We start from the raw sequence: 8,813 nt of genomic DNA on the forward strand, positions 1-8,813 counted from the left end.
GCTTCGGCTTCGGCTTCCAGCGTGATGGCATCTACGTCCGAGTCAAGCGATTCCGCTGAAACTTCAATCGCTTCCTGGTCACGCTCAGACTCAGTCGCATCCGCGGCCAGCGGCTGCAACAACTCCGGCTCACCCAATGCCGTTTCTTCATCCGCGGCAGGCAACGGCAGATCATCCACCTGTGGCGGCATGGCGACATCCGCCACGGAAACCGCCGGGCTCGTAGCGAAGGCGACATCCTGCGCCGGCGCATCAACGGCTTCCACGCCATCACTCTCGCCCGCCGCATCTTCCCCGACCAACCCGGAAGCTTCTGCCAGCGATGGAGCCGGAGCATCGTGGGCGTCGGGCGCATCCACCGCGCTGTCCTGCTCGACCGGCGGATCCGGCTGCAAAACGGTACCGGCTGTCTCCACCTCGGGCTCCAGCGCGGTCAGGTCCTCTCTGGGGACCGACAGGTCGCTGTCGGAATTCGAAGAAGCGACAACATCCCCGCCCTCTTCGCGGACCGGCATTTCAATGCCGGCATCGATTTCCTCAATCACGGCCTGTTCGCTGTGGACATCCAACAGCAGCGTATCGGAAGACAGGTCGGTGCCATCGACAAGCGACGGCGCAAATGCCTCGGCCAATGGCGCATTCGGCTCAACAGGCGGTGTCGGCTGCCCGATTTCAGGAGCAGCTGCCGCAGCGGCATCGGGCGCATCAACGAGGAAACCGGGATCGAAGTAAGCCGAAAGATCCTGCACACCGCCCAGCTCGGCTGCTGTGTGTTCCAGCTCGACCCGCGCGCCATTGCCGGCAACACCCAGGCCGTCCGCCGCGACGTCCCCGGCCAAGCGATCTTCCTCGAACGTCTCGTCGACAACCGGTGGCCACTTGGCCTCCGGCAACGTGTCGACAAGCGCTTCCAGTCGGGCGGCCAAAGCCGCGAACGAGGGAATCAACGGGGAAGGCTGCTGCAACGCGGAAATGGTTGTCGATACCGCCGCTGCGGCCTCCCTCAATGCCTGTACCGCATCGCCACCCGGCGTCAGTCCGGCCACCAGCGAGCGCTTTACGAACGATTCCATGGGCGCCGTTACCGACGTGATTTCCGGCACATCCGTCATCGCGAACGCACCACTCATGGTGTGCACCGCGCGCAACAGTTCTTCCGTCACCGGCTGTGGTTGCACCTGTGCCTGATCCAGCCAGTCATGGACGGTGGCCAGATGCTGCGCGACCTCGGCTTCCAGGATTTCGCGCAGTACGCTGTCCACCGATGCCGGTGTACCTTCGACGATCTCCACCACGCCGGACGCGGGACCAGCAGATACCGCGGGGGTCGACGTTGCGACCACAGGCGCGTAGAACGCCTCCTCGCCTGCGGCAACGCGATCGGCCACATCCTGGATAGCCAGCAGATCCGCGCGGATGGTGCCGGTGCCGCGCAACGCGGCATTCAGCTGTGGCAATACCTCGTAGGCCTGGTTGACCATCGCGACAACGGCCGGGCTCGCCGGACGGCTGCCATCGAGCACGCGGTTGAGCATGCTCTCGATCTTCCAGCTGAATTCACCCAGCGTACGTGCGCCGACCAGTCGTCCACTGCCCTTGAGGGTATGGAACACGCGCCGCACCGGACGCAGACGTTCCACATTGCCCGGGGACGCGCGCCAGACCGGCAGCAGGTTGCCGAGGTTGACCAGTTCCTCGTCGAATTCTTCGATGAAGACATCTCGGATGTCCTGATCGATCTCGTCGGCACCGTCTTCGAACCCGCCTTCCAGGACCGGCCCATGCACCGGGACAGACTCTGCGCTGGTTTCAGCAGGCTGCACATCCGTTGCCGGCGCAGCGAACGGATCGAACGCATCGGCAGCGGCATTGAGCTCGGCCATGAACGCGGCCACTTCGATATCCTCCGGCGACCCGGCATCGCCAGCGGCGGCTGCGTCGGCATCAGCCGGCGTGGAGGACACATCGCCCAGCGCGATCGCCAGCGCGGATGCAACCGCGTTCTTGCCCATCTTGTCCATGCGCGGGACGGGGGCGGAGTCATCTGGCGATTCAACTGCCGGGGTCGCGTGGATGGTGTCGTCAAGGATCTCCCATGCCGGTGCGAAAGACTGCAACGGCACAACGTCCAACACGGGCGGCTGGGGCTCGGCCTCTTCCGGACCCGGCGCAGCTGCTTCCAGCTCGAACGGACCGCTGTCGACCGCCATGGTCTCGATGCATTCGACCACCGGCTCAACCGTCGGTGACGGAACTTCGTCCAGTTGCCACGGGCCACTATCGAACGTGTAGACCGGCTGTTCTTCCGTGGCGGTGTTGTCCTCTACCAGCGCCAGATCAACGTCCATGCCGGCACCCGCATCGAGCAAGGTGTCGCGCTGGGACGGCGAGGCCGTCTGGTTGTGCCCAGCTGCATGGAAATGGAATGTTTCCAGCTCCGGGCTGGCTATCTCGTCCAGTCCGGATCCGGCGCCTTCCAGGACAATCGGCGCAAGCGTGTAGCTTGCCGATTGCACTGCCGGGTCTTCCTCTGCGGCAACCGGATCAAATGGCGAGGCAGGGCTGTCCTGCTCGCCGAACGGCAGCGGCGGAGGCTCAACCGCAGCCACCGCCTTACCGGTAATGGCCTCGGCATACACCAGCGGATAGACCGCCCGTGCCGGCAGCTCCGGCGAAACGTCCAACGGCTCCACAGCGGTGGGCGGATCCGCGCTGACAGCAGGCGTATCGGCCGGCTCTGCCGCGGCGACCACATTGGTGGGGGCAACCTCGTCGCCCCCCCCCTCCGGTACAGGACTGTCCGGCAACTCGGCCGATGCCGCACTGGGAACAGGCCAGTAACGCAATGCTTCCAGACTGTTGCGGGTGATCTCCAGGATCTCCCCGCGACCCGCGCGGCGTTCGCGCAGGGCCTCCAGGTAATACTCCAGGCTGGCCATGGCATCGGCCAGGGTGTCGAGCTGGCGACCGCCAGGAATGCGCTTGCGGCCGATCAGTTCGATATCGATGTACTGCTGCACGCCATGCAGGTAGTCCGCCGGCGTCTGCAGATCCAGCATGCGCAGCGCTCCGGCAACCTCGCCAAGCAGGCGCGGTACTTCCCGCAGGCGCTCATGGTCCCAGTTGGTCTCGATGAACGCGACGAACGCTTCGCGCGCGGCGGCGAAATTGGCGATGGCCTCATGGGCGAGGATTTCCACCGTGCGGCGCGTTTCCACCGCACCGGGATCCTCGTCACCTTGCAGGTTCGCGCCCAGGTACGCCACCTGGTCATCCAGCGAGGCATCCACATAGAGCAGCGCGCCGGCGATATCCAGCAACAGGTTGTCATCGATGGCGCGGGTGCCGGCAACCACCTCGCGCAGGGCATCGCGTTGCTGCACCACCACGCCACGCGCCACGCCAAGGCCCATCACGCCCAAGGTGTCGGCCACGGCCCCCAGCTCGCTGACCTGCGTCTGCAGATCGGCCGGAGCCCCACCCATGCGCATGTGCAGATCCAGGGCATCCTTGATCCGCAGCAGTTCTTCCTTCACCGCGCTGCCGACCGTATCAAGCAGCTCACGGTTGCGCCCGCTGAGGCTGCCGCGGGCATGCTCCAGCTCGGCGGGGCTGGCATCACCGGCATCGGGATTGAAGGCGAACAGCACGCTCTCGTTGATGCCCTCGGCACCGCGCGCGCTGCGAATCTCGTTGAGCAGCGGCAGCAGCACGATCGGGATATCCCGATGGCCGTTCTGCAGGCGCTCCAGATAGTCGGGCAACAGCACCGTGCCGCGCATCAACGTGGCGCAGGCCTCGTCACGATCAGGCACCGCACCATCGCGCACGGCGTTGGCCAGCGACTCCAGCTCCTCGGCCACCATCGCCGGCGCATAGAGCTCGACCATGCGCAAGGTGCCCTGCACCTGGTGCAGGTAGCCGGCACAGAAGCGCATGCGACTGGTATCGCTCGGGTCCTCGACAAAATACTCGACCTCGTTGCGTACCAGACGCAGGGTCTCATCCAGCTCCGGCTTCACCCAGCCCAGTGCCGCGTGGCTCATGGCATCGCGCAAGGTACTCATCGCACTCCCCTGTACAGCATCGATTGCATGCCGTCCGGGCGGCCCTGCTTTGCGGTATGACGACACATCATCTGCTGATTCCTTTGCATCCCCGCCCGATCAACCGGCTCAGGCCGGCAGCTTGAAGTCGGCCACCGAGCGACGCAGCTCGGCGGCCAGCTGGTTCAGCTGACCCAACGAATCGGCCGTCTGTCCCGCACCTTGAGAGGTCTGGCCGGTGATCTGCCGGATCACGCCCATCGTCTGGGTGATGTCGGTAGCCGCCGACGCCTGCTGATTGGCGGCGATGGAGATGTTTTTGATCAAGTTGTTCAACGCGTTGGACACGCGCTCGATTTCGGTCAGCGCGGTACCGGCGTCCTCGGCCAGGCGCGCACCGGACACCACTTCGGCGGTGGTCTGCTCCATCGAGGTAACCGCTTCGTTGGTATCGGCCTGAATCGCCTGCACCAGACCTTCGATCCGGCGCGTCGCGCCGGAGGTACGTTCTGCCAGTCGCTGCACTTCGTCGGCCACCACCGCGAAACCACGGCCGGCCTCGCCCGCGGATGCCGCCTGCACGGCGGCGTTCAACGCCAGGATGTTGGTCTGCTCGGAAATGTCGTTGATCAGTTCCACGATCGAGCCGATCTCCTGTGAGGATTCACCCAGACGTTTGATGCGCTTGGAGGTTTCCTGGATCTGGTCGCGGATCTGGTCCATGCCCTGGATGGTCTGACGCACCACCCCGGCACCTTCGGTCGCGATCACCACCGAGCGCTGTGCCACTTCGGCAGATTCGGTGGAGTTGCGCGAGACCTGCTCAATGGAGGTTGCGATTTCGCCGATACGGTCCGACGCACTGGTGATCTCGTCGGCCTGGTGACCGGCCGCTTCGGCCAGCTGCATCGCGGTGGCCTGGGTTTCCTGGGCCGACACCGCCACCTTGGAGGAGATGTCGTTGATCGTGGTCACCAGGTGGCGTAGCTCGTCCACCGCGTAGTTGATAGCGTCGGCGATGGCGCCGGTCATGTCCTCGGTCACCGACGCCTTCACCGTCAGGTCGCCTTCACCGAGCGAGCTGATTTCGTCCAGCAGCCGCATGATCGCCTGCTGGTTGCGGCTGTTGAATTCCACCTGGGTCTGGTAGCGCAGATCCTGCTCACGCGAGCGGCTGCGCACCGAGCTCCACACAAAACCGATGATGGACAGCAGCGACAGGCCGCCGAAGATCACACTCCACCAGAAGTTCGGGAACAGGCGTGTATCACGGGTCGAGCCGAAAGCGGAGAACGCATCGAACAGCTTCTTGCTGTCAGCCAGCATCTTGTCCGAACCGGCGGTCAGCGCCGCGGCCGAGGACTGCGCGGCGAACAGCTGGCGCGAGCTGGCCAGAATCGCATCGGCGTCCTTCTTCATCTTTGCCCACTGGTTGGCGGACTGTTCCAGCGCCACCTGCGCGGCGGCATTGCGCACCGGACTGATACCCAGCTCGTCATTGCCCTGGCGCAGCCCTTCAAGCACCTGCGAGAACACCACCATGTCGCGCGCCAGCGCATCACCGGCGCCACTGGCGCCGGCACCACCGGCGCGGATCTCGGTCACACGGCGAGCCATGGTGCCGGCGACGACCACCTGCTGCAGACCGTTGTAGATCTGCGCCGACTGCGCACTGCCGGCGGTCATGGCGCGAACGACCTCGTTCAACTGGGCCTGCAGCTGCGGCACCGCGCCGATGAAGCTGTCGGCATTACCGGCCAGCGCCAGCACCGCCGGCTCACTGGCCACGATCTGCTCGGCGCTCTTGGACAGCGGCTTCCAGGTGTCGACCAGCGTTCCCAACGGCTTGGACACACCGGCTTCGTTGCCGTAGCGGCCCTTCAGGCCGCTGACGGCGCTTTCCACGCGGCTGCGGGTGTCCTTGAAAGCGCTGTAGGCGTCGCGATTACCGCTCACCGCCTCCCGGCCCTGGTTGGCCAGCTGCTGGGAAAGCACCTGCAAGTCGGCCGCTTCGGTACTGGCACCGGCCAGACGGCTGCCCTGCCAGGTCGCCACACCGGTATTGGCGCCGAAGACAATCATAGATATGACCAGCAGGATCAACCAGAAGTTGGTTCCCACGTTGCCAAGCTTGCCGCTCTTGGCGGTGTCCGGAGCAGTACTCATGTTCGACCTCGGTATTCGATACGGAGATGCAAGCGGCCGTTCAGGCGGCGGCTTGCCGGAATTCGGGAGTGCGCGAAAGCACCGACAGCGAGAAGACACCCCAGTCGTGACCGCCGTCGTGGAACGCGCGTTCAACGAAATGCGCATAGCGTCCTTGGGCGATGTCGCCGGCCGGCACCTGCTGCGCCCCCTGGAAACTGCGCTGCCCGTAGAGCTCATCAATGCTCAGCGCCACGTCACCGCCAGCCTGCCGCATGATCAGCACGCGGTGGCCCTCCTGCAGCACGGTGCGCTCGCCTTCCAGGAAATACTTCAGGTCCACCACCGGAAACAGCGTCCCGCGCAAGTTACCCACTCCCAGCAGCCACGGTTGCGCGCCCGGCACCGGTGTGACCGGCGGCATCGGCACGATTTCCACCACTTCACGGAAGTCGGACACCAGACGCCGGCTGCCGACGCGGTAACCCACCCCGCGCCAGACATCCTGCGAAAACTCGCGCTCCGGCAACTGCACCGCATGCGCCAAGCTGCGGCGCTCGTAAGCCTCGAGGATGTCGAATGGAGAACGCATCAGCCCACCAGTTTGTTGATCCGCGCGATCAGGTCGTCCTCGCGCGGCGGTTTGACGATGTAGTCGGTCGCCCCCTGGCGCATACCCCACGCCATGTCGGTTTCCATGCTCTTGGTGCTGACAATCAACACCGGGATATCGCGGGTGGTCGCATCACGCGACAGCGCGCGGGTGGCCTGGAAGCCACTCATCCCCGGCAGCACCACGTCCATCAGCACCAGCTGCGGCACCTGGCTCTTGGCCAGTTGCAGGCCGTCTTCGGCGTTGTCCGCCGTCAAGACCTCATGTCCGGCCTTTTCAAGCCATTGCGTAAACACCGCCCGATCGGTCGGTGAGTCCTCGATCAACAGAATTCGAGCCATTGTGCCTTTCCCCCTGGTCAGGCGTTGACGTATGTGCGGATGGCACCCAGTAGTTCGTCGCGTGTGAAGGGCTTGGTGAGGTATTGCTCGGAGCCGACGATGCGCCCCCGGGCTTTGTCAAACAGGCCGTCTTTGGATGAAAGCATGATCACGGGGGTCGACTTGAACAGCTGATTGCCCTTGATCAGGGCACAGGTCTGGTAGCCGTCCAACCGCGGCATCATGATGTCGACAAAGATGATCTGCGGCTGCTGGTCGGCGATCTTGGCCAAGGCCTCGAAACCGTCGGTCGCAGTCACTACCTCGCAGCCTTCACGCTTGAGCAGCGTTTCGGCGGTGCGGCGGATGGTCTTCGAATCATCGATGACCATGACCCTCAAACCTGCGAGTTCCCCACCCGCAGTCATATTTTCAACCATTGCTTTGTTTCCCCGAGCACGCAACGCGTCACCAGATTGTGAAGCGGTTGCGAAAGCGATCTATATCCCAATACCGCCGCGAACTGTCAAGCACCGCCGCAATGCCGGGGGCGACGGACCGTCTGGCGTGAAGGCCGTCACGGTTGCTGCGCAGCGCTATTCAGCCATTCTAGCGTCCTTGCGCGCGCTTCGGACTGGGCGCCCCAGGGACGAACCCGCTACCATCGTGCGCTGATCTGCAAGGTTTGAATTCATGCCGCTCGACGTCATCGTGGTGATGGACCCCATCGCCCATATCAAGATCGCCAAGGACACCACCTTCGCCATGCTGCTGGAAGCCCAGCGCCGTGGCCACCGGTTGCACTACGTACGCCCGGGCGGCCTGTCACTGCACGCTGGCAAGGCCGTAGCCCATGTTGCGCCGCTGCAGGTGCGTGATGACAAGGCCGACTGGTTTACCCTGGGTGGATTCGCGCCCCTGGCATTTGGCCCCGGCCAGCTGGTGCTGATGCGCAAGGACCCCCCGTTCGATGGCGAATATCTCTACGACACCCAGATCCTGAGCCTCGCCCAGAGCGCTGGTGCGCTGGTGGTGAACGATCCGCAGGGCCTGCGCGACTTCAACGAAAAACTGGCCGCGCTGCTGTTCCCGCAGTGCTGCCCGCCGACGCTGGTCAGCCGCGATGCGGCCGAACTGAAGGCCTTCGTGCTGGAGCACGGGCAGGCGGTGCTCAAGCCGCTGGACGGCATGGGCGGACGTTCGATCTTCCGCAGCGGCACCGGCGACCCGAATCTGAATGTCATCCTGGAAACGCTCACCGACGGCGGCCGCCATCTGGCCCTGGCGCAGCGCTTCATCCCCGATATCAGCGCCGGCGACAAACGCATCCTGCTGGTCGATGGCGAACCGGTGGACTACTGCCTGGCCCGCATTCCGCAGGGTGACGAGTTCCGCGGCAACCTGGCCGCCGGTGGCCGCGGCGAAGGCCGCCCGCTGAGCGAGCGCGACCGCTGGATCGCCGCCCAGGTCGGCCCGGAAATGAAGCGCCGCGGCATGCGTTTTGTGGGTCTGGATGTGATTGGCGACTATCTGACCGAAGTCAACGTCACCAGTCCCACCTGCGTGCGCGAGCTCGACGCCCAGTTCGGGCTGAACATCGCCGGCCAGCTGTTCGACGCGATCGAGGCCGGCATCGCTTGATGAGCGCCAGTACCGCCGCCCTGCCCGCCGCCCCCCGCGTCACCGAGC

At 64.8% G+C, this 8,813-nt stretch carries 6 protein-coding genes; 1 reads left to right on the forward strand and 5 read right to left on the reverse strand.

Translation table 11 applies throughout. The features are described from left to right. The 5 genes from ARC78_RS10745 to pilG all read right to left on the reverse strand — a co-directional run. The coding region (locus ARC78_RS10745) for an Hpt domain-containing protein (RefSeq protein ID WP_199398909.1) at positions 1 to 4,067 on the reverse strand (4,067 nt) is incomplete at its 3' end. A 108-nt stretch (positions 4,068 to 4,175) separates the two neighbouring features. After that, entirely contained in the window at positions 4,176 to 6,212 is a 2,037-nt protein-coding gene (locus tag ARC78_RS10750; protein ID WP_054658679.1) for a methyl-accepting chemotaxis protein, read from the reverse strand. A 40-nt stretch (positions 6,213 to 6,252) separates the two neighbouring features. Further along, positions 6,253 to 6,783: a chemotaxis protein CheW gene (locus tag ARC78_RS10755; RefSeq protein ID WP_057506282.1), complete on the reverse strand. Its 531-nt coding sequence runs from the start codon at positions 6,781 to 6,783 to the stop codon at positions 6,253 to 6,255. After that, positions 6,783 to 7,145: a response regulator gene (locus ARC78_RS10760; RefSeq protein WP_054658681.1), complete on the reverse strand. Its 363-nt coding sequence runs from the start codon at positions 7,143 to 7,145 to the stop codon at positions 6,783 to 6,785. Before ARC78_RS10760 ends, ARC78_RS10755 begins: the two co-directional genes overlap by 1 nt. Before the next feature lie 17 nt (positions 7,146 to 7,162). Further along, positions 7,163 to 7,564, reverse strand: a complete 402-nt coding sequence (pilG, locus tag ARC78_RS10765) for a twitching motility response regulator PilG (protein ID WP_054658683.1) — start codon at positions 7,562 to 7,564, stop codon at positions 7,163 to 7,165. 253 nt (positions 7,565 to 7,817) lie between these two features. On the opposite strand from pilG, the gene gshB reads away from it, so the two are divergent. Then, on the forward strand, positions 7,818 to 8,765 hold the full coding sequence (gene gshB, locus ARC78_RS10770) for a glutathione synthase (RefSeq protein ID WP_057506283.1): 948 nt from the start codon (positions 7,818 to 7,820) through the stop codon (positions 8,763 to 8,765). Positions 8,766 to 8,813: the final 48 nt, after the last annotated feature.

This window comes from Stenotrophomonas pictorum JCM 9942, assembly GCF_001431585.1.
In the GTDB taxonomy this organism is placed as follows: domain Bacteria; phylum Pseudomonadota; class Gammaproteobacteria; order Xanthomonadales; family Xanthomonadaceae; genus Stenotrophomonas; species Stenotrophomonas pictorum.